Source organism: Lysinibacillus sp. NPDC096382, from assembly GCF_044762845.1.
Classification (GTDB): Bacteria; Bacillota; Bacilli; order Bacillales_A; family Planococcaceae; genus Lysinibacillus.
Genome location: NZ_JBIWFC010000007.1, coordinates 169,979 through 190,952, shown reverse-complemented (window position 1 = coordinate 190,952; position 20,974 = coordinate 169,979). Strand labels below are relative to the sequence as shown.

The 20,974-nt window shown below is 33.0% G+C and carries 22 protein-coding genes and 1 pseudogene; 18 read left to right on the top strand and 5 right to left on the bottom strand.

What is annotated here, in order from left to right; genetic code table 11:
* Positions 1–162 precede the first annotated feature (162 nt).
* The 8 genes from ACIQZA_RS12670 (at position 163) to ACIQZA_RS12635 (ending at position 5,775) form a co-directional block, all read left to right on the top strand.
* A complete protein-coding gene (locus ACIQZA_RS12670) occupies positions 163–1,038 on the top strand; it encodes a phosphotransferase family protein (RefSeq protein ID WP_402884065.1) in 876 nt (291 codons plus the stop codon).
* 171 nt (positions 1,039–1,209) lie between these two features.
* A complete protein-coding gene (locus tag ACIQZA_RS12665; protein WP_402884066.1) occupies positions 1,210–1,617 on the top strand; it encodes a GNAT family N-acetyltransferase in 408 nt (135 codons plus the stop codon).
* A gap of 419 nt (positions 1,618–2,036) precedes the next feature.
* Positions 2,037–2,393, top strand: coding sequence for a hypothetical protein (locus ACIQZA_RS12660; RefSeq protein WP_402884068.1), 357 nt, complete (start codon positions 2,037–2,039; stop codon positions 2,391–2,393).
* Between the two features lie 205 nt (positions 2,394–2,598).
* Positions 2,599–3,069 carry an inner membrane protein YiaA gene (gene yiaA, locus ACIQZA_RS12655; protein WP_400941198.1) on the top strand — a complete coding sequence of 157 codons (471 nt, stop codon included), beginning with the start codon at positions 2,599–2,601 and terminating at the stop codon, positions 3,067–3,069.
* A gap of 192 nt (positions 3,070–3,261) precedes the next feature.
* Positions 3,262–4,125, top strand: coding sequence for a hypothetical protein (locus ACIQZA_RS12650; protein ID WP_402884070.1), 864 nt, complete (start codon positions 3,262–3,264; stop codon positions 4,123–4,125).
* Positions 4,104–4,316, top strand: coding sequence for a hypothetical protein (locus ACIQZA_RS12645; protein WP_402884072.1), 213 nt, complete (start codon positions 4,104–4,106; stop codon positions 4,314–4,316). Before ACIQZA_RS12650 ends, ACIQZA_RS12645 begins: the two co-directional genes overlap by 22 nt.
* A gap of 102 nt (positions 4,317–4,418) precedes the next feature.
* Complete coding sequence (locus tag ACIQZA_RS12640) at positions 4,419–4,937, top strand: DUF2087 domain-containing protein (protein ID WP_402884074.1); 519 nt, start codon at positions 4,419–4,421, stop codon at positions 4,935–4,937.
* 115 nt (positions 4,938–5,052) lie between these two features.
* Complete coding sequence (locus ACIQZA_RS12635; RefSeq protein WP_402884076.1) at positions 5,053–5,775, top strand: SDR family NAD(P)-dependent oxidoreductase; 723 nt, start codon at positions 5,053–5,055, stop codon at positions 5,773–5,775.
* 279 nt (positions 5,776–6,054) lie between these two features.
* Here ACIQZA_RS12635 and ACIQZA_RS12630 read toward each other — a convergent pair whose 3' ends face one another.
* Complete coding sequence (locus ACIQZA_RS12630; protein ID WP_402884078.1) at positions 6,055–6,783, bottom strand: helix-turn-helix domain-containing protein; 729 nt, start codon at positions 6,781–6,783, stop codon at positions 6,055–6,057.
* Positions 6,784–7,079: 296 nt separating this feature from the next.
* On the opposite strand from ACIQZA_RS12630, the gene ACIQZA_RS12625 reads away from it, so the two are divergent.
* Positions 7,080–8,171 (top strand): DUF418 domain-containing protein, encoded by a 1,092-nt coding sequence (locus tag ACIQZA_RS12625; protein ID WP_402884080.1) that lies wholly within the window; start codon positions 7,080–7,082, stop codon positions 8,169–8,171.
* Between the two features lie 77 nt (positions 8,172–8,248).
* Here the strand turns inward: ACIQZA_RS12625 and ACIQZA_RS12620 are convergent.
* Together ACIQZA_RS12620 and ACIQZA_RS12615 are read right to left on the bottom strand one after the other, a co-directional pair.
* A pseudogene (locus tag ACIQZA_RS12620) lies at positions 8,249–8,723 on the bottom strand (CatA-like O-acetyltransferase); the annotation flags it as partial.
* A 247-nt stretch (positions 8,724–8,970) separates the two neighbouring features.
* Positions 8,971–9,909 (bottom strand): helix-turn-helix transcriptional regulator, encoded by a 939-nt coding sequence (locus ACIQZA_RS12615; protein WP_402884081.1) that lies wholly within the window; start codon positions 9,907–9,909, stop codon positions 8,971–8,973.
* Between the two features lie 299 nt (positions 9,910–10,208).
* On the opposite strand from ACIQZA_RS12615, the gene ACIQZA_RS12610 reads away from it, so the two are divergent.
* Complete coding sequence (locus ACIQZA_RS12610) at positions 10,209–10,658, top strand: VOC family protein (RefSeq protein WP_402884083.1); 450 nt, start codon at positions 10,209–10,211, stop codon at positions 10,656–10,658.
* Between the two features lie 112 nt (positions 10,659–10,770).
* Here ACIQZA_RS12610 and ACIQZA_RS12605 read toward each other — a convergent pair whose 3' ends face one another.
* Positions 10,771–11,973: a macrolide family glycosyltransferase gene (locus ACIQZA_RS12605; RefSeq protein WP_402884084.1), complete on the bottom strand. Its 1,203-nt coding sequence runs from the start codon at positions 11,971–11,973 to the stop codon at positions 10,771–10,773.
* 351 nt (positions 11,974–12,324) lie between these two features.
* On the opposite strand from ACIQZA_RS12605, the gene ACIQZA_RS12600 reads away from it, so the two are divergent.
* The 8 genes from ACIQZA_RS12600 (at position 12,325) to ACIQZA_RS12565 (ending at position 18,915) form a co-directional block, all read left to right on the top strand.
* The gene (locus tag ACIQZA_RS12600; RefSeq protein ID WP_402884086.1) at positions 12,325–13,200 is read left to right on the top strand and encodes a helix-turn-helix transcriptional regulator; all 876 of its coding nucleotides are present in this window, start codon (positions 12,325–12,327) and stop codon (positions 13,198–13,200) included.
* 201 nt (positions 13,201–13,401) lie between these two features.
* On the top strand, positions 13,402–14,196 hold the full coding sequence (locus ACIQZA_RS12595; protein ID WP_402884088.1) for a MerR family transcriptional regulator: 795 nt from the start codon (positions 13,402–13,404) through the stop codon (positions 14,194–14,196).
* A gap of 270 nt (positions 14,197–14,466) precedes the next feature.
* Positions 14,467–15,099 (top strand): NDxxF motif lipoprotein, encoded by a 633-nt coding sequence (locus tag ACIQZA_RS12590; RefSeq protein WP_400941233.1) that lies wholly within the window; start codon positions 14,467–14,469, stop codon positions 15,097–15,099.
* A gap of 160 nt (positions 15,100–15,259) precedes the next feature.
* Positions 15,260–16,093 carry a CPBP family intramembrane glutamic endopeptidase gene (locus ACIQZA_RS12585; RefSeq protein WP_400941236.1) on the top strand — a complete coding sequence of 278 codons (834 nt, stop codon included), beginning with the start codon at positions 15,260–15,262 and terminating at the stop codon, positions 16,091–16,093.
* A gap of 445 nt (positions 16,094–16,538) precedes the next feature.
* Complete coding sequence (locus ACIQZA_RS12580) at positions 16,539–16,853, top strand: thioredoxin family protein (RefSeq protein WP_142507645.1); 315 nt, start codon at positions 16,539–16,541, stop codon at positions 16,851–16,853.
* Positions 16,854–17,147: 294 nt separating this feature from the next.
* Positions 17,148–17,357, top strand: a complete 210-nt coding sequence (locus ACIQZA_RS12575; RefSeq protein WP_400941242.1) for a hypothetical protein — start codon at positions 17,148–17,150, stop codon at positions 17,355–17,357.
* A gap of 103 nt (positions 17,358–17,460) precedes the next feature.
* Positions 17,461–17,838, top strand: a complete 378-nt coding sequence (locus tag ACIQZA_RS12570) for an SET domain-containing protein (RefSeq protein ID WP_400941244.1) — start codon at positions 17,461–17,463, stop codon at positions 17,836–17,838.
* Between the two features lie 624 nt (positions 17,839–18,462).
* Positions 18,463–18,915 (top strand): SMI1/KNR4 family protein, encoded by a 453-nt coding sequence (locus ACIQZA_RS12565; protein ID WP_400941246.1) that lies wholly within the window; start codon positions 18,463–18,465, stop codon positions 18,913–18,915.
* Between the two features lie 242 nt (positions 18,916–19,157).
* On the opposite strand, the gene ACIQZA_RS12560 is transcribed toward ACIQZA_RS12565, so the two are convergent.
* The gene (locus ACIQZA_RS12560) at positions 19,158–20,051 is read right to left on the bottom strand and encodes a DMT family transporter (protein WP_400941249.1); all 894 of its coding nucleotides are present in this window, start codon (positions 20,049–20,051) and stop codon (positions 19,158–19,160) included.
* Between the last annotated feature and the right edge of the window lie 923 nt (positions 20,052–20,974).

The window sequence follows — 20,974 nt, the reverse complement described above, 5'->3', positions numbered from 1 at the left end:
TTGTTTATAATAAAGATTGATGAAAATCACCTCGTTTTTTAGAGGTGATTTTTTTGTTGGATATTTATGTTAAAATCTATTTAAAGTTTGTGAAGAACTGTAGGTAAACTACTGTGCATGGGGATCAAAACAATAGAAAGTGACCACAAGGGGGAATTTAAAATGAATAATAATTTTATTGAAAACATTCAATCCATTTATTCTGACCTTTCCATTGAAGACTTTTATCCTAATGAAATTGGACAGAATAATGATGTGTTAATTGTAAACAAATCTTTAGTTTTTAGATTTCCAAAATATAAAAATGGCATCATTCAATTAAGGAGAGAGACGGATATTTTGAAATATATTAAAGGGATCGTTTCTACTCCTATTCCGTATCCCATTTATCAGTCTTTAGAAGAGATAGAACCAGGTAAAGTCTTTACTGGCTATAAACTAATAAAGGGTGTTCCTTTGTGGAATGAAAGTTTAACAGGGGTAGAGAGTGTTGAATTGATGAAAGGGTTGGCAAAACAACTTGTTTCTTTTCTTGTAGAACTCCATTCTATTTCAGGAGAAAAAGCAAGTCGAGATTTGAAACTAAAGGTTCGTAATCCTAGTGAAGAGATGTATAACCTGTACGATAAAATTCAAAATACATTATTTCCTTTTATCAGACAAGACGCTCAAAAGGAAATATCACAATCTTTTGAAACGTTCCTAAAAGGGGAAGCATTCTCAAATTTAGATATAACACTTATACACGGAGATTTCGGAGCGTCTAACATCTTGTGGAATCCCGAAACAAGTATGATTTCAGGGATAATAGATTTTGGTGGTTCTGGTATAGGTGATCCAGCGTATGACTTTGCTGGAATACTCTCTAGCTATGGTGAGGAATTTTTTGATATGTGTATTCACCAATATCCTAACGGTATTGAAATAGCTGAGAGAGTTAAATTTTATAAAAGTACATTTGCTCTACAGGAAGCCTTGCACGGGATTGAGAATGATGATAGACAGGCTTTTGAAAGTGGAATAAAAGATTATAGATAGATTACTTGTTCAACGAAAGGGTGCAAGAGTTTATAATTAACCTGCGAAATCAAAGGCAATTTTTTCTTATTAAGCAAACGGAGCAGATTGATGGAAAAATCTGTGTTAATAAATATATAAATGAAAGTGTTGATGTTAAACTGGAATAAACAAAAATTCTGAGGTGATTATATGGGAAAATCTATACATTATACGATAGAACCCCCGAATGACTTTGAGCAATTACTAACCTTATATGAATGTTTAGGATGGAATTCACTTAAATTAACAACTAATGATTTGGAACAAATGTGCAGTCAAAGTTGGTATGCAATTTATGCTTATGATGAAAAACAATTGGTGGGTATGGGACGTGTTATTTCAGATGGTGTAATTACTGGAATAATATGTGGATTATGTGTTCTACCAAGCTATCAGTCTGAGGGAATTGGCAAAGAAATGGTGAATCGAATCATTCAACATTGTGAGCGAAATCGAGTAATTCCTCAATTAATGTGTGTTGAAAGTTTAGAAACCTACTATGAAACTTTTGGGTTTAAGAAGTTTTCCATTGGAATGACAAAAAGTATAAATCGTTAAATCTAATTGGTCACAACTAGAGCAATCGATTTTTCACTAACAGTGCAGGAAAGTGGAAAAAGGAAATTGATGAAAATTGAAGAGTATTACACATAAAAAGAGGTGGAAATTCGTGGAACAACTGCTTCAACATTTACAAAGAGTTGGCGTACATAATCTAAAAAGTGATAGTGTAATTATTTTGAATTTAAAGCAACGTCTTATTTAGGAATGACTGAAGTTGATAATACTCCAATGAGAAATATTATGGTTTCAAACGAATGCATTCAACATGAACATACAGTCATTTCTTTACAATACTCTATTTAGGAATGGGTTTATTAGCAAAGAATATTGTTCTGCACTACGGATGGCTAACGGGTAACCGATTTCTAGCATTGACTGGATCACATATTCATATAAAAGGAGAAAACGATAAGTTGAAACTACTCTGTAAAGCATGTAATTTAGAAATTTCTGAGCCATTATCGGAATTAAAAGACCTGAATTTGCTTAATGAAAACGATGGTCAGGATTATATTCCTAGAGGCTTTTATTTAATTCAAGAGGAAACAGCTTATGAAATATTAACAGGATCTATCATTATCAACATCAAGGATTTAATCAATTCAAACCAGCATTCAGACAGTAGTAGATTAAATGGTTGTTGTGGTCTTGACGGCTGTGATGGAATGAACAGGGTTTGCTTGCATGATCATGAAATAGGTACAGAATACTCTGATTGTTGGCGGTTTCATAAAGTTGTATTAAATCCAGAGCTAGTACAACTTATTTAAGATTTACACTTATACCTTATGCAGGCCTAAGCACAAAACAGATTCCGGACACAATTATACCGAGGCATAATTGCCGAGCGACAAGCTAAAGGTTGTGAAGTTATCATGCTAATGAGCATATACTTTAATAACGAAGATCGAAGGCGCCTGCAATATCTCTGGTGTTCCATTTTTAGTAGATTAAAAGATGGAGGCGAAAAATTGAATGTCCAATGATAACGAAGTTTTAGTAGATAAAGAAAAACGAAATGATTTAAAAGTGAAAGAAGAAAGGAAAGAAGGAGAACCAACTCCAGCCTTTAAAGGGGCTTCATGGGCAGCGTTATTAGTAGGTGTTGCGTCTTATCTTATAGGTTTGTTTAACGCAACTATGCAATTGAACGAAAAAGGATTTTACTTTGCGGTTTTAGTATTCGGACTTTATTCGGCGATATCTTTACAAAAAGCAGTTAGAGATAAAGATGAGGGAATACCAGTTACTAATATTTATTATGGTCTTAGTTGGTTCGCACTTATTGTATCTATAGCATTAATGGCCATCGGTTTATACAATGCAGGAAGTATTATTTTAAGCGAAAAAGGATTTTTTAGTATGGCATTTGTTCTTAGTTTATTTGCAGCTATAACGGTTCAAAAGAATATAAGAGATACACAAAGGGCAAGAGAAAAAGCTTGAGTTAAGTTCAAACCCTACTATGCTGTATGGGATTTCCGTGGCTCTCTGACGGTCTAATAGCGACTAAAATAAACAATTTTAGATCAAGCTGCCAAAGACATAGGCAGCTTTTCTTATTGAAAAGCAGGATTGTTGAAAAAGGCAAGCGAACTTATAAGTTAGTTAACTAAATCGTCTAAAGAGGATTGAGAAATGGAAAAAATAAATGAAATCATGGATTTACTCATGAATAAAGGTTTGATCAAAAATGATTGTTTAGAAGTGAAGAGGTTAAAAAGCGGCACGACGGATGGCATTATCTATACGATCCTATATAAAAATATGCCAACCTTTGTGATAAAGATAGACCATCCTAAAATAATATCTGCCACTGAGGAATTCCTGCTTGCCTATAAAAAGGTAAATTTGTTGCCGGATGTACTTTACACGGATCATAAAAAAGAATTTATTGTGTACGCTTATATACCCGGAGAAACACACTATAATCGAGGATCGAAATTGGAATGGATGAAAATTTTAACGAAAGAGTTATTTAATCATTATGAAAAGGTGGACAATGACATTCCTTGGGGAAGAGTAAATGGGATTCATCGAAGCTCCTGGTCAGACTTTAATCAGAGTAGTTTCGAGTCTTCTAAAATGAATATAGGTAAGCTCTTGCCGAGTGAGGACCATAAAAGAGTAGAGTTATTGGTAAATAAATTAAAAACCTATCATCAAGAGAAGAAGTATTACCTACACGGAGATACTGGTGTTCATAATTTTGTTTATTCTTGTAATCAGTTAAAAGGAGTTATTGACCCATCACCTTTAATCGGTCCCAAAATTTACGATTTTACCTATGCGTTTTGTTCTTCACCAGATAGTCTTGATTTACATACACTTTTATCATCGTTTTCCTTGTGGAACGGCAATACATCCTTGACGAAGGAACGACTGTTGAATGAAGTTGTTTTTCAATTATATACACGTATTGGCGTGTGTATAAAAGTTCATCCTCACGATCTTTATGGTTATTTGGAAGCCTGGGAGGAATGGAGGAAGTATCTTCCTTAGCACTTACAGTGACAAATGCTTGCGAATATGTGGGGGAAATTAAAAAAAGAAAAGCCAACGTTTTGAAGAAACATTATTCAAAACGTTGGCTTTTTATATCCAGTGAAATCAGGAATTGTTTTGATTGTATTGTCCAAATGATTTCTTCTCTTTTAGATAAACAAATGCTATTGTTGTTTGCAAATAAATAAACGGTTTATTAAATAATGAACAAAGAGAGGGTTTGTTTATGGATTTAGCTGATTTGACGATAGTGGAATTATCGAGGGAATATGTAGACACAGGTGATGCATATGAGTGTATATTTTGTAAAGAAATATTTGATCAAAATAGATGATCGTTTTTTTACGGCTAAAAAAGCTATACAACGCCATATCGAGAATGAACACATCTCTGTATTTGAAGCGTTACTTCAATTAAATAAGAAGGATACAGGGCTATCAGAAATCCAAACCGAATTGCTTAAGCTATTTGCAACAGGGGCACCAGATAAGGAAATTGTTATTAGCACTTCTGCAAATAGCATTTCAACAATTCGACAGCATCGATTTAAATTGAAAGAAAAAGAAAAACAAGCAAAAGTTTTTCTGGCAATTATGCAAAGTTTTCCAAGTAAAGAAAAACGAAAAATTATTTTACGGCAATACATTGTAACGAAGTTTGAGGTAGGGCGTAAATATAACGAAAAAGAAATAGTTTCATTTTTAAAGCCTATTCATAGTGATTACGTATCAATAAGAAGATACTTAATTGCATATGGTTTCTTAGATCGAAGTGATGATTGCATAACGTATTGGGTGAAAGAAGTTTAAAATGGATGGGCGTCGATACTTTTTAACGCCTTAATATTTCCATAAATCACATTAGTTGTTACTAATTTTTATTTTAACTATACTTACGTTGTAGTCCTATAGAAAGGGTGATTGGATGAGTAAGAACTTTATTATATTTGGAGCAAGCCAAGGATTAGGTGATGCATTTGTAAAGGGGTTACCAACAAAAGGGGATACAGTATGGGTGGTGTCTCGAACACGACCAAGTAGTTTAGATATAAATGATGGCGTCATTCGTAAATGGCTGACTATTGATTTATCTAGTCAACAACATATTCCTTCTTTAAAAGAAGCTTTACAAGGCGTTGCTATTGATGTATTAATTTACAATGTTGGAGTATGGGAAAAGCGTGGTTTTGAAGATGACTATACGTTTGATAAAGATGAGATTGGGGATATTGCAAACTTAATTAATATTAATTTAACTTCCACAATTACATATATTCAGGCGCTATTACCTAATGTAAGACAGGCGGAAAATGGAAAAATAATTTTAATAGGATCGACAGCAGGTTTAGATCATACGAATAATAGGCAAGTTTCCTTTGTGACATCTAAATTTGGCTTACGAGGCATTACAAATGCTTTACGCGAGCATGTGAGAGAAGATAAGATCGCTGTAACGTGTATTAATCCAGGAGAACTGGCTGCTGAAGTACCTTATGAAGAAGGGGTTGAAAAAGCCATTAAGTTGTATGAAGGTACACGTATTCCTGTACAAGATATTGTAGCCATTGTCCAATGTGTGATTAATTTATCACCAGTTTCATGTGTGAAGGAAATAAATATTCCTGCTATTTCAGATATGAATGTATAATTCAATATAAAAAAAGGCTCACATCTTGAACGATTCTGTTCAACATGTGAGCCGTTATCATTTTATTTTATTATCCCATTTCGATTCATTCGGAGTTCTTCTGTTCTGATTGAGTCCTGAATGATAGGTACGACATTTGATTGTAAATGAGTTGGAGCAAATTTCCTTGCCTACTGCAATAACAGCTTTCTAACTCCTTTGTCTATATTCTAGATGAGCAGAAATGTTTGTACTATAACATTCTAGCGTGTGGTGAATATTCTAATAAAATTAACCCGGTTAGATATCATTTTTTTCGGGAATTAGAACTTCTAATTCAAGAATATTACTATTAGTAAAAATGCCGCTTGACAGCTCCATTACATAGATAGGGGCATTTTTTTTGTCGATAATGGATAATATTTGTTCCTCAAATTCATCATCAGTTTCACCAATAATAAATATAGAAGTATATTTACCTTCATTCATGCTGAAATCAGCTTTATGTTCTGTTTTTATACACATATGATATTCATCTTCTTCAAAAACATAAATAATATCATTATAAAAAAATTGCGTTGATAATTGTAATTTTAAAAAATCCTTGGCTGATAAAGTTTCATTCGTTTTTAAAGTGATTATTTTTTGTAAGTGACTTTCTTTTAAGTATTTTGTTGAATTTACTTTTTTGTTTGTAATATTTACATAATGGTGATCAATTGCCTTTTTAATCTTTTGTAGTTTATTTATTTCGTCTGAAAGTTCTTTTGATTTTTCTCTTAATAAACTCAAATAATCATTTTTTTCATACGAAGTTAAAATGTCTTTAATTTGTGCGATTGAAAGATTTAAGTTTCTCAACATTAATATTTGAGCAAGTTGATAAATTTCCTTAAGAGAATATTTTCGATACCTATTATTATCCGTGAAGGATGGAAATAAGAGCCCTTTTCCTTCGTAATATCGTATTTGATGATGACTAATATCAAAAATTTTAGCCAATTGATTTATTGTAATTGTTTCATCCATAATATCCCTCTTCTCTAGATAAATATAAACTTTAGGGCTAGCCTAATGTCAAACAATAAACCTAGGATAAAACAGTAATCATTGATAATAAGAGGAATGGAAGAATTTGTAGGCATAAATTCCATGTGATAAAGCTAAAGGATTTGCGCTGTGTGGGTTATAGCATCATCCTACTAATGAATAATTGGGCAAATGAAATGAGAGGCGGGCAAAAAAAGTCGGTTTGACATTAGGTCAACCCTATAGTTTATATTGAATGATGTATTAAGCAGCGCATAACATAAGGAGGAACATTTATGACCGAACAGTTACAATCTAAACGGATTGAAGGGTTAGATTTTGCTCGAGCCTTGGCTATGTTTGGGATGCTTATAGTCAACTTTAAAATTATTATGGGAGCAACAGGGAGAGGGTCGGGTTGGCTTGTAGGGTTTACTGGACTTTTCGAAGGAAGAGCGTCTGCCACTTTTGTTATGCTGGCAGGTATCGGGGTTGCCTTAATGACAAGAAACGCTAGAAATGGCAGTGAGCTTTCTTCTATTAAAGAAAATAGGACGAAATTATGGAAACGATCCGCTTTTCTTTTTATTCTAGGTTTACTTTTATATGTTGCAGAATGGACTGGAGATATCCTCCATTATTATGGTATTTATATGCTGATTGCATCCTTTCTTATCGTAGCTTCTATAAAGCGTATGATCATCCTATCTAGTATTATTTTATTCACCTCGCAAGTCTTACAAGTGACAATGAATTATTTTAAAGGATGGAATCCCGATCAACCATTTATGGAGTATCTTGATTTTTGGACAATTGAAGGTTTTCTAAGAAATCTTTTGTACAATGGCTATCATCCGGTATTCCCTTGGAGCTGTTTCTTTTTGCTTGGAATGATTCTTGGCAGACTGAATTTATCGGAGAAAGCTATAAGAAACAAAATGTTGTTTATTTCTATATTTTCTCTCATAACTATAGAGGTACTTTCACAAGTTTTAATGCGCCTATCTCTAACGGTGTTGGATGTGAACAGTGCAGAATACTTGTTTCAAACAGGGCCAATTCCACCAAACATTTTATATATCTTATCAAATTCTGCTTCTACAATAATCGTCATCGTTGCTTCTATTTATATTGTAGAAAAGTTTGCTGGACAATGGTTGATATCACTTATTCAAACAGGACAATTAACATTAACCCACTATGTAAGCCATGTATTCATCGGTGTTGGTATATTGGCATTGTTAAATAGGTTAGAAAACCAAACGTTAGCATTTTCATTAGTATTTACACTATTGTTTTTCGTAGCGAGTATTTTATTTTCTGTTTTATGGCGCAAAAAATTTAAAAGAGGACCGATTGAGTGGGTGATGAGAAAAATGACAAATTAGTAGCGGAAGTGAATTTTTGTTACATATGGGGAGATTCGAAAGCGTTCCCGTAATAAGCAGGTTCTAGCGAGAAATATTCAATCTAATAACCAGTCATCGGATTCAGCGGCATAGCGCTGAATGTTATTCATGAATAAGCCTGCATGATAACCATCACAAACAGCGTGATGCATTTGTAAAGAAACAAGAAGATAAATACCATTTTCCTTATGCACAAATTTACCTGCAGCGATAATCGGTAAAAGGTAATTACCTTCATTAGTAATGTAATGTTAAGGTTAAACCAGTAAATGAACTCCATGGAATCATTGATAGGTGAAAAATATTTTCAGGAACAGGGGATTTCGGCAATAAACTTATATTACCTTTATATTTCTTTAAATCACTGTCGTAATTCTGATAGAACTTTTTAAAATTATCCGATGTTTTTGTCCAAATGCTTGAAAATGTCTCTGATTCCTTATTAAAAATCGTGTAACTTGGATTTAATTTTTCCCAGTAACCTAATTCTCCTTGGATATTAAAACACGTTCTAAAAGCAATATTTGTGTTTTTGAATGCACCGAACTGAATTCAACGATAAGGTGGAAATGATGTAATATCAAGAATTAGTGTTGCACCTATAGTTGCAATTCTAACAGCATTAATCACATTCCCGAAAGTAGTGATTGTAAATTGGTTAAAGACAGATGATGGTAAAGCATAGCTGTGTTTTAAAAAAGAGGAGAAAAGCGCTTTTCGTTTTTCTTCTTTTTTTGTCTGATTAAAATCATTTATACTCAGCTGGGCAACCCCGAAATTATAATTTTTTGAAGTGATCTAAGAGGCTTTCTACTTTAGCCTGCATAATTTGTTTTAATGATACAGGCTTCACTGAAATAACAGTTTGACCGTACCTTATAAAATAGTTAGCGATAAATTCCTCTTCTCCAGGATTATAAATTCCCTTCACGACTGTTTTATTATCAATTTCTAATGACATGGAAGGATAATGTTCTTTATAAAAAATATCCTTTGCTTCTGCTAAAATTTCTACCTCAAAGTCAATACTCTCCTCGGATTGATAAATTTCTAATGAACGATTAATAAGTTCATCTATAGAAAAGCGAGAGTTCATATCCTGTTCTTCAATAAAAGTGATTCTATCACATCTGAAAACTCTATATTTTGTTGTATTGAACTCTATTCCAGTAGCGTACCATTGACCAAACCTAGCGGAAATTTTGAAAAATTGAACATGGTAACTTTTTTGCTCGTTATTTTTCAAATAATGAATCTTACAGCTACTTTCATTAAGAATACTCTTTAAAATTTTATCTAAAAAACGGCTAATATTAGTATGCTGATTTACTTCAAATTGTAGAACTTTTTTCATTTTGTGAATTTGTTGTATTTGATTGTTAGATAGACAGTTTTCGAACTTTTCATTAAGTTTATAAACGCTTAAATGGAATGGGGTTGATTGATAAGATTCTAATGTCAGCATGGCAAAGTACAGAGCATATACTTCATCAATTGTAAAAATAATAGGGGATAACAGTCTATTTTTTAAGATACCATAACGCCCATGCCTACCATGCTCAGAAAAAATAGGCATACCCAATTGTTCTAATGAACTAATATCACGAAGAGCCGTACTTTTGGAAATATTGTATTTAGCCATTAGGTCACTTAAATTAAAGTACTCATGACTGTTCAAGTATCTAATCATGTCATTTAATCTTTCTGATTTTTTCATGTGAATCTCCTAATAATTTTGCCTTGGCGTAATGGCGTCAGGATTTTGAATTGTGCGAGCACAATTCATTCCCTTGAAAATCCTCCGTGACATTCGCCGGAGGCTTTATTTTCATTCAGTAGATGTTTGGACACCTGAAAAACGATTATATCCGCAATCATCGCAAATCTTCAGAGGTAGGAGTCTTTTACTGAATAAAGGTATCATGTTTTGACACCTTTATATCTTAAAATAAGGTCAAGGTAATATCAATTGATAAGATATTTCCTAAAATCAATATTTAGAGGGAGATTGATACTATGAGTACAACACTAGAAGTAGCCGTTTTCTTATCCATGAATGGCAAAGCTAAAGAAGCGGTTGATTTTTACAAAAAACATTTTAATGCGGAGGAATTGTTACTCGTTACCTATGAAGACATGGCAAAACGTGACAGCTCGCTGCAGATTACTGAGGAGAATAAACATTATATTACTCATTCCGTCTTAGCAATCGGGAAAACAAAGATAATGATGGCAGAGAATACAATGGATGTCACAGAAAAATATGTAGTAGGGAACAACACCTCATTGTGTATACAAAGTGCAGACTTAGAAGAAATCGAACATTTTTACAAGAGCTTGACGACAGATGAGAGAGTAAGAATTATTGTTCCGTTATCAAGTCATGTTTTTAGTAAAGCATATGGGATACTTGAGGACCCGTTTGGTATTCAAATACAATTAATGTTTGATGATCGATTACATTAAAAAATGGTGATTTGTAGCTCCTCCTTTTTCAAAGTACGTGCAAAAAGCTAGGATGTTGTCCTAGCTTTTTTAAGCTACATAAAAAAGCCACCAATGATGGTAGCTAATAAATTTATAGATCATATTGACTTGTAAATTTGAAAATCTCATCGACAGCTTTGTGATACCCACCTGATTTTTGGAAGGAGTCTTTAATATTTGCAACAGTAATATGGAAGGAAGGGGTGTTAAACACACGATCTGCAGCTTCATATAGTTGAGTTGCCGTCAAACTTTCCATTTGTAATTGAATACCTGCTCCGATATTGGTTACCTGCTGAGCGATTAAAGGCTGATCCGCACTAAGTGGGATGACGATTAGCGGAACCCCGTTATAGAGAGCTTCATTCGTACTGTTCATGCCGCCATGTGTGATAAATAATTTAGTGTATTTTAGCAATTCGGTTTGTGGAACATAAGGTTTTACAATGAAGTTGTCAGGAATCTCTCCCAATTCATCAAGTTGAGTTTGTCCTCCAATAGACATAACAACGGTATGCTCAGTTTTTCCAAATGCCTTAAAACAAAGTTTATAGAAATCAATAGCTTGATTTAAGACCGTACCGAGTGAAATGTAAATGGGGCTTTTTCCTTCGATTGCAGTAAGGTCAAAATCTTCTTGTGTCGATCGTGAAGAAATGGATGGGCCTACAAATTTATAGGATTGATCAAATGCTTCTCCGTTAAGTTGAAATTCCCTCGTTGTATAAACGATTGTAAGCGGTGCGGGATTACAAAAAACTTCATAAGGTGAATTGATTTCAACGCCATATTTTTCTTTAATTTTTGCTGTTAGTTGTTGAAAATCATCATTTAACTTTTTTAAAACTTCGGTTGGAACATTTTTTGAAAGATGTCCTAATGTTTTATCAAATGATTGTTTAGTTTCAGCAAAAGATGTACATGAATTGATTGCCGGAAGCTTAAGGATTTTGGCAAGTAAATGGCCACAACCAAACATAGAATCGTGGATGATGTAATCAAAATGTTCTCCTTTAATCTGTTCAAGGACGCTAGGTATAACGACATCTGCAGTAAGTAAAAGTCCGTTGACCCTTTCAAGTAAATGATTTCTTCCACCTGAAATAAAGGCTTTGATAAATTTTTGACCATCAAATGTGCGCACAGTCGCTCCCGTCTTCTCAATACGCTCTCGAAAAGCTTCTATTGTAAAGAACACGACCTCTTCTCCACGCGAAATTAACTCCTGCACAACGCCAATAGTTGGATTGATATGTCCTTCTGATCCACCGTTAATAAATAAAACACGTGCCAATTCTACCACTCCTTCGGTAAAGATATTTTTAAGATTTGTTAGAGAATGGATACTGTCACATATCATTGCTTAATTATGTTAAAGCAGAATAAGATCTATTAGCAAGTTTAAGCATTTATCTTTTTAGGTGGAAAGCCTAGAGTGAAAGGCGAAATGGTAAAAGGAGTGAAATAGTCACTTGCTTTTATACCTGTATTCGAATTTTACACTTGGATTAAAGTGTAGTAAAAATCAATTTAATTGAAGATGTTTTGTTAAAGTATCTTTGGTTTTGAAAAATATCGCAAAAAAAGTCAAAAATTATTAATTTTTATTCGTTATGATTATAAGTGAAGAGGAGGTGAAATACCGTTGAAAAATGATTGGCTAATTCAAAAAACAATAAATTGGATTGAATCACATTTACATGAGCAAATTTCCGCCAATGATATTGATGCAGTAAGCGGATTTTCAAGATATCATTTTCACAGAGTTTTTCAAACCTCTGTTGGCATGTCTGTCACGGAATATATTCGAATGAGGCGACTTGCAAATGCTGCAAGTATACTTCTTCATACGAATGAAAGAATTATTGATATCGCGTTCTATTATCAATTTGAGTCACAAGAATCCTTTACACGAGCATTCAAAAAACTATATGGTTTGCCACCAGGGCAATACAGAAAAGTAATGAGAGCTATGAGAAAAAACAAGGAGGAATCAATAATGGAAGAGAAAATTAAAGGCTGGTTTATGAGTGGGAGTCATCCTTATAATTATGAAATAGGAATAGATCAGGAAACTGTACATCAAGGAAAAGCATCGGGATATTTAAAATCAAAAACGGTTCGGGATCCAGATGAATTTGCAACAATGATGCAACAATTTAAGGCAAATGAATTTAGAAATAAAAGAGTTAAACTCTCGGGGTTTATTAAAACTGAAAATGTTAAACAATTTTCAGGACTTTGGATGCGAGTAGATAATGCATCGGAGGATATCCTGCAATTTGATAATATGAGTGATAGACCAATCATTGGTACAAATAGTTGGAATCGATATTCTATAGTTCTTGATGTACCAGAAAATAGTGCAATAATATCGTTCGGTATTTTACTGACAGGAAAAGGGGAAGTTTGGCTGGATGGTCTTAGTTTTGAGGTAGTTGATAACGATATCCCTACAACCCACATTCATTTTGAAAACCATCTTTTAGAGGAACCGACAAATTTATCATTTGAAGAATAAAGTTTTTTAGAAACCTGGAGCTGTTTCGACGGCTCTTATTTTTGTCATTATTAGAAAAAGAATTACTTCAATAAAGCTGTAAATATGGACTAATAAACCTCCATTGCTTGTCAGAGTATCATCTGGCATCTCTAATTCTCGAATGGTATTATATGGTTATGTAATTCAATAAAGATTTTGCATCAAAGGTAGGAGAGGAAAATGTACACAATTGGGCAAGTAGCTAATTTTTTAGGTGTATCTAGAGATACCTTGAAATTTTATGAGGAAAAGGAATTAGTAAAGCCAAAGCAAAATATGGAGAATGGATATAGAATTTATAATCATTTTGATATTTATGATATAACAACAGTTAATTTCTATAGAGAAATTGATATTGAAATTAAAAAAATTCAGGAATTAAGAAAAAGTAAGAGTATTGAGGGGATACAATTATTATTAGAAGAGAAAGAACAAGAGGTTTTACGGGAAATAGAATATAAAAAACTTCTATTAAAAAAGCTTCAAATAGTAAAAGAAGATTGTGAGAATATTAAACAATTTTTAGGACAATACATAGTTAAGGAAATGAAACCTTTAGAAATAAAGGGGGAAATAGAACATTTTACTGCATATGATGAATATGACACTTTAAAAAAGAATGCGGACAGTTTAAAAAAAGCAGTTACGCTCACATCTTTAAGAAGAGTCATCAACTTTAATGAAGAAGGTATTATAGAAGATAAGTTTATCATTGTAAGAAAATTGGAAGACTCGGATGAAAAAATAGACGGTGAAATCCTATCCCATCCAAAATGTATTTATACAATAATTGAAGATGGAAGATGGTCAACTGGCGGAAAAAATATTGATCAACACGTGGAAGCGAGTTTAAGAAAAATAGCAGTAGAAAAAGGGTATGAACTTTTGGGACAAGTTTATATAAACCTATTACTGACCACTTATGAAGATGGACTTGAACGGGTATTTTTAGAGATTTATGTACCTATCAAGTGAAACTTATTATTTCCCTCGCTTTGCTGAAGAGGCATACTTTGTTCAATTTTATTAAGGGAGAGCCCTTTATTTAGGGGTTCTTCCTTTTATTTGAATAAAATACTTGCGAATTTAAAAGTCATAGTGTACTATTTAACTAGTACACTATGACGCGAAGTGTATAGCCTGTTTTAAACCAAATCATTTATTGTAAAATGGTTCGATTATTGCAGACGAGGAAGTAGAGACGATTTCGTGAATGAAAGCGAATTATAAGAAAGGGTGCAATTAATGACAAGATGGATTAAGAAGGAGATAGATATGAAAAGATTTACTTTATTTTTATTCATGGCGTTCACGATTGTATTGATGTGTGCTTGTTCACACGAAACAATGCCTAACGAAGAAAACCATAAAGAAAGTATGGAAAAGCCCGGTAACAATGTACTTATAAAAATTCCTGACGATATTTTTGTTTCTAATAAAAAGAATGAAACGATTAGTGAAGAAGAAATGAAAGCCAGTATAAAAAAGTATATGGATTATAGTCATGTGTTAGACAAAGAAATGCAGATAATTGTTTATAAATATGAGGATGCTTCTAAATCTGATCAGGAAAAATTACATACTTTAGTAGCTGAAGGGGAAAAGAATGATGCGAATTTCAATGATTTTATTAGTAATAATAATATCCCTGATGATTATAAAGAACCTTCAAAGACAATCTATGAATTTGTTTCATCGATCAGAAAAACTTTAATACAATTTGAAGATGAAATTGTTGGGATGGTCGAAAATGGTAACCTTACAGATATATCAGATTTTGCTTCAGAGCATTTTACTAAAGCGAACGGAAGGCAGCAATTAAAAATCGAAAAATTTCTGGACGAGAAAAATATTAAAACTTCATATTTCGATGAATAGAAAGAATATATGTAATTACCCTTCAAGTCTATGAAGGGTTTTTTTTTATTCGCCGAATTTTGAGGCGTTAAGAGTGTTGACCTGTGAGTAACCCCTAGGTTTAAGCTAAAGGTATTCTTAAAACTTTTTACGAAAACTTAGTTTGAAACGGGGAATAGGCATGAATAGAGAAAAGAAACTAAAAAAACCAGTAGCAAGTTTTATTTTACTAACCAATATCATTTTTTTGCCACTTTTTTGTCTTGTAGGAGCCACAAGTGTGTTAGGATTTCCTAAATGGATTTTTGATGTAATGCTCTGTATATCAGCTTGGTCCTCAACCTTTGCTTTTGCCATATTGTTTAAAAAAATCTATCCTGGTCAAAGTTTTATGCAATTTGTTAAAGTTAAATTCAACAATAAGCTTAAGTTTTCGGTAATTCTTTCTGCGATGTTGATTCAAACATTTATATTTTTGATGATTGTATTTCTCGTATCGAAAAACAGTGAAGTAGACTCTGTTTTTACTGTTTCTTCATGGGGAATGCTGATCTATTTCTTTTTTAAAAACCTACTTTCTGGGCCGCTAGGTGAAGAACTAGGGTGGAGAGGATTCGCTCAAATGGAGCTTCAAAAGAAGCATTCGCCATTAAAAGCTTCGATTATCATTGGATTTTGGTGGGGGATGTGGCATCTTCCTATATGGTTTACTACAGGGTATATGGGCATGGATTTACTAAAATATATACTATTCTTTATGATTGCACTCATTTCCACTAAAATCGTCATGACAGCATTCTATAACTTAAATCAGAATTTAATCATTCCAATCATCATCCACCAATTATTTAATTTCTTTATTGGTTTAATAAATGGTAATTTACTGGAATTAATCATGTACAGCGCAATTCTTTATTCAGTAGTAGCGGTTTTACTCATCGTGATCAATCCAAAAAACGTATTGTATGGAAAAGAAGATACAAATATTGTTAATGGAAAGCATTACATGGTTTAGAGATAGAGAATTTAGTAATCGCCACAAATGATCATGAACTTTCGCTTCGACATTGAAGATAGAACGGTCATTACTGAATCCATTCAGAATCTTCATGGTGAGGATGGTTATTAAACTTTGTGCGTCCGAACCGATTTGCAGAGTAGCTTGGTTGTCATTTACATAAAAATGATAGCATTTTTGTTGATGAGGTAGGGCGTACATCACAGGAAAATGTTTATGCAGCGGGGGAGACAGCTAAATTAGGTCAGTCTTCATTAATAATTGCTGCTGCTGAAGGATATACAATGGCAGTTGTTTTTTAGTATAATTTTTAAAATTTTTGCTCAATTGTGGATATTAAAGGTTTTTAATGTGTGGTGAAAGGGAGAGAGTAGGGTCTAATCATAATTATAAGCATATTATAACTTCAAGATTTTTATTTTCACAAGGGAGGAAAAGAATTATGTCGATTGTTCATGTAACAACAAAGAAAGAATTAAGAGAACAATTAAAAACTAAAAAAATTGTGTTATTAAATTTTTGGGCTGAGTGGTGTGGCCCATGTAAAATGCTTGCAGGGGCTCTTAATCAACTCAGTGAAGAATTCAGTGGTAAGATAAAAATTATAAAGGTGAATGTAGAAAAAAGCCCAGATATTGCAGCAGAATATAAGGTAATGGGAATTCCTCATTCTCGTTTGATTATTCACAATAAATCATATGAACCCATCATTGGTTATGTGCCTTTTGAACAACTAAAGCAGATGATTGGTATTTGATGTATGGAATTTTGATTGGAGTATCGGCATAATAGATTTTTCTAGAGTTTATCCGAATTTCGGGATGGTGGAACTTATAACAAAGAAAGGCTGCCAATAAAAACGTTTTGGGATTAGAAACCGATGACGTATCAATATTTGTAGTGAGATGTTAGATTGAAGGTATCTTGAATCTGTTTAATTATTTACCAGTTCATGTTATAATGAATAGCTTAAGGTAATCAAGAAGTTCCTTATAACAGAACGGATGCTTAGAAAGCCTCCGCATGAGATAAAATATAGAGGTGTAAAAGATTGAATAAAAAATGGACGATTGACAAAATTAAAGAATTTATTGAGAATAATTCGGAAAGTAAGTTACTAACGACTGAATATCACGGTTTCTCTCAAAAATTACTATTAAAATGTGCATGTGGTAGCAACTTTGAAAAAACATTTACAAAATTTAAAAATAAAAATCAACGTAAATGTGATGTTTGCCAACCACCAAAAGAGTCACGCTAATTGTATAAATGATACGACATATTAGCTATACGCATTACTACAGATAAAAAAGAGCCCAATGTTACAGCTAAAAAGAATATTAAAAGTGAGTAGGAGAACAACCATGATAGAAATAAAAACATCTCCGTTAAGTGATGGAGAATTCAATAGAGGGGTATTTGCAACATGTGATATCAAAAAAGGAGAGCTTTTACACGAAGCACCTGTTATTTCTTATCCAAACGAACAGCACCAATACATTGAGCAAACTTTACTCGGTGATTATGCTTTTGAATATGGAATCGGTCAAACAGCTATCCTTCTTGGTTATGGAATGTTGTTTAACCATTCTTATGAACCTAATGCAACTTATGAGATTAATTTTAAAAATCGCACATTTGACTTCTTTGCTTACACAGATATAAAAGCTGGAGATGAAATTCTTATCAATTATAATGGCGATGTTGATGATAAAGAGCTACTATGGTTTGATCAAGAATAAAAAGGATTTAAAATAAATCAGGGCGTTAATCCAACAAGGATTGACGCTCTTTTTGTTGAGGTTATTGAATCTATTAACCCATCATGTATGTTTGCTGCTACAGGACATTGTGATTCAAAGGGTGTGCGGGCATTATTGTCCATGGGGTGTCGGAAATTCTATGGGAAAAAGGAGTTGTTCTTAAAAATTTAGTATAATGAGAGAGTAACTAGATAGAGGTTTTATGGGCGATTGGTCCTGTTTTCTTCGAGTCCTTGAAGAGAAAGGAGTTGATGCCAATGTTATCTTAAGTGAAAAGTGTTTAACACGTATAAGGATCTTTGAGACATAATCTAGTAGTAAGAAAATGGTGAATGAGAGTAGGATTTATATCTACCTTTAACCATTTTTATTTTGGAAATTGTTGTTCAACAATCGGGCCATTTAATTGAATAACACCTTTGGTTGCATATGCAGCTCTTTTTTCTAATTGGGTTAACGGGGCAGGTTAGTTGAATAGCGTTGTTTAACTTGTGTTCAAAAATCGGACCAGATTATTTTATCGAGGAATAACACAGTATAATAATTTTAGAAATAACTATTGGAAAATGAAAGCGCAAGAACATTTAGAAGGGAAATAAAAAGATGAATGACAAGATTATTTCAATCATTTCCACATATGAAAAAGATGGCGATTTTATGGGAGGGGTAAGTGAAGATACGATTCGAGAAGCAGCACAAATACTAAACATTACATTCCCGAAGAGTTATCATTGGTTTTTAAAACAGTATGGTAGCGGCGGACTTGATGGAATCGATATACATGGTTGTGAGAAAACTGCCGCGGATTCTTCAGTTGTTTACCACACACAATTGTATAGAGAAAAATATAACCTACCCGTACAATATATTGTTTTAGAAGATATCGATGGCTCTGTGAGATGCTTAGATACCAATCAAATGAACGATGGCGAGTGCCCTGTTGTCTTTTGGAGTCGTTTTTCAGAGGAACTGTATGCCATTACTTATGAAAACTTCAGCGATTATCTATTAGATTCTTTACAAGAATCTGTAGATAATTTGTATGATGAGGATTAATTGATTATAGAATACTAAGAATTGTGATTTAAGTAATGATTATATTTATAAGGTTCATAAAGTTTAATATTATTTTATTGTTTTTTCTCTACGAAAATTTACTAAGCTAACTGGGTGCTTTACTTGAAGATCATTGAGTTGCATATGCAGCTCTTTTTTATTGAACTAACGGTGCAGTTTAGTTGAATAACCATTAAAAAATAAAAACAGTGGGAAGTGTTCGTTTCCCACTGTTTATTACATTATTTAGTTGGTGTTTTTATTTCTTGTTTAGAAAATGTGAGTAATTTAATTTCACTAACAAATGTAGAGGCTAAAAGTAATGCACCACCAAGCATTTGAACCGATGTCATCTGTTCATGCAGTATCATTGCAGAAATCAGTATCGCTACAAAGGGATCTACATAACTTAGCATAGCAATACTTTGTCCTTTTAATTTTTCCATACCAGAGAAGAATAACCAAAATCCAATCCCTGTATTAACGATTCCTAAAATCAATATAAACGGAATGGAGGAACTGGATACTTCAAACAAACCAAAGCCTTCAGTAAGGAAAACGTATGGCATGAGCAGTAAAGCAGTTATTCCTAGCTGAATGATTGTCAGCTCTAACTTTCCCATATCTTTAACAAATTTATTTAATAGCAATAATGCAGCGTAAAACGCAGCTGCGATTAATCCATAGGAAAGTCCAAGAATATCATCTGTATTAGATGCACTTACGCCTTCACCAACAATTAAAACCAAACCAATGATAGCTACACCAATGCATACAATTTTTTTAATAGATAATTGTTCCTTAAGGACAAATGGAGAAAGAATCATCACAAACACAGGTGCAAAATAGTAGCCTAGCGTTGCGTTAGCAATTGTCGTATAGTCGTAGGATTGGTAAAGAAAAACCCAATTCCCACCTAATGCAATACCAGACAAAAACAAAATTAAAGCATTCAACTTCACGGAATTCCATGAAATTTTTTTCTTCATGATCAAGAATATAAATGTTAAAAATAAGCATCCTATGAAACTGCTTAGTAAAGCTCTTTCGCTCGAAGAAAGATCAATATATCGAACAACTAAACCAATTGTACCGAAAATGATCATTGATAATATAAACTGAATTTTAGATTTCATTGTTTACTCCTTCGAATCTACGAAACAGCTTATATTTCGCAGATTCTTAATCTGTTTTTAATATAAGCTTATTCAGCGCTGACTGGGCAGCTGGAGTAAACGGTGGTGGCGGTGATATTGAAAACGGCTTCCAGATGTAGAGATTTGAAATTGATAACGGCATGGTAATTTCCTCCAGTTTCAATATTTTTTTTATTATTCACTTATTATACTAAATAAATGCCGAGAAATATTTCTAAAGTAATTTAAATTGTACTAATTAGGGCAAGAGTTCCAAGTCCTTTTGTTATGCCTTCTGCTCTTGATTCCACGTTCATAAGCTGGAAAAAAGCTCTGAGAACCGACCTGAGAGCAATCTAGGCAACCAAGTGTATGTCTAACTGATATTCGAACTGTCTGAGCGCTGTTCTGAGGTACTTAACAATGCACATTAGCTTAATGATGTGCTACCACAATCTCAACATACCTTGCTTTATAAGCTTACACCTTTCAACTCTAACATTTGGAAATATGGTATGCTATTCCAAACAACTGATTATTAAGTTATTCAACTCCCATGAAAGAACTTAATCATCTTTCATTTTCTGTGGTGTAGCGCTGGTTTTTGCGCTACATGGATGGCTAACGGGGCAGAATAGTTGAATAGATTAAGTGTTTAAATCCTTTACGTAGTCATATATTCAATGTAAAAAAGGAAGTGTCTATAATGAAAAAGGGTAAAATCACTTTAATCGGAACCATTGTAATTTTATTCGTTGTAACCTTTGTACTGAAATTCAACTATATAAATGAAAGTCGAATAAATAAAAACAAATTTATAACTCGATCCATTAGTTATGGGTCGAGTTTTTTATTGTGAATATTTTAATGAATGTCAAAATTAAAAGGATATATAAATAACAATAATAATATAATTAAAAACA

What these genes read in the sequence shown, in the direction of transcription:
- ACIQZA_RS12570 (WP_400941244.1), top strand. Translation starts at nt 17,461, where the DNA reads ATGATAGAAATAAAAACATCTCCGTTAAGTGATGGAGAATTCAATAGA.
- ACIQZA_RS12580 (WP_142507645.1), top strand. Translation starts at nt 16,539, where the DNA reads ATGTCGATTGTTCATGTAACAACAAAGAAAGAATTAAGAGAACAATTA.
- ACIQZA_RS12560 (WP_400941249.1), bottom strand. Translation starts at nt 20,051, where the DNA reads ATGAAATCTAAAATTCAGTTTATATTATCAATGATCATTTTCGGTACA.
- ACIQZA_RS12565 (WP_400941246.1), top strand. Translation starts at nt 18,463, where the DNA reads ATGAATGACAAGATTATTTCAATCATTTCCACATATGAAAAAGATGGC.
- ACIQZA_RS12615 (WP_402884081.1), bottom strand. Translation starts at nt 9,909, where the DNA reads ATGAAAAAATCAGAAAGATTAAATGACATGATTAGATACTTGAACAGT.
- ACIQZA_RS12595 (WP_402884088.1), top strand. Translation starts at nt 13,402, where the DNA reads ATGTACACAATTGGGCAAGTAGCTAATTTTTTAGGTGTATCTAGAGAT.
- yiaA (WP_400941198.1), top strand. Translation starts at nt 2,599, where the DNA reads ATGTCCAATGATAACGAAGTTTTAGTAGATAAAGAAAAACGAAATGAT.
- ACIQZA_RS12625 (WP_402884080.1), top strand. Translation starts at nt 7,080, where the DNA reads ATGACCGAACAGTTACAATCTAAACGGATTGAAGGGTTAGATTTTGCT.
- ACIQZA_RS12610 (WP_402884083.1), top strand. Translation starts at nt 10,209, where the DNA reads ATGAGTACAACACTAGAAGTAGCCGTTTTCTTATCCATGAATGGCAAA.
- ACIQZA_RS12650 (WP_402884070.1), top strand. Translation starts at nt 3,262, where the DNA reads ATGGAAAAAATAAATGAAATCATGGATTTACTCATGAATAAAGGTTTG.
- ACIQZA_RS12640 (WP_402884074.1), top strand. Translation starts at nt 4,419, where the DNA reads ATGAGTGTATATTTTGTAAAGAAATATTTGATCAAAATAGATGATCGT.
- ACIQZA_RS12630 (WP_402884078.1), bottom strand. Translation starts at nt 6,783, where the DNA reads ATGGATGAAACAATTACAATAAATCAATTGGCTAAAATTTTTGATATT.
- ACIQZA_RS12665 (WP_402884066.1), top strand. Translation starts at nt 1,210, where the DNA reads ATGGGAAAATCTATACATTATACGATAGAACCCCCGAATGACTTTGAG.
- ACIQZA_RS12670 (WP_402884065.1), top strand. Translation starts at nt 163, where the DNA reads ATGAATAATAATTTTATTGAAAACATTCAATCCATTTATTCTGACCTT.
- ACIQZA_RS12585 (WP_400941236.1), top strand. Translation starts at nt 15,260, where the DNA reads ATGAATAGAGAAAAGAAACTAAAAAAACCAGTAGCAAGTTTTATTTTA.
- ACIQZA_RS12645 (WP_402884072.1), top strand. Translation starts at nt 4,104, where the DNA reads ATGGAGGAAGTATCTTCCTTAGCACTTACAGTGACAAATGCTTGCGAA.
- ACIQZA_RS12590 (WP_400941233.1), top strand. Translation starts at nt 14,467, where the DNA reads ATGACAAGATGGATTAAGAAGGAGATAGATATGAAAAGATTTACTTTA.
- ACIQZA_RS12635 (WP_402884076.1), top strand. Translation starts at nt 5,053, where the DNA reads ATGAGTAAGAACTTTATTATATTTGGAGCAAGCCAAGGATTAGGTGAT.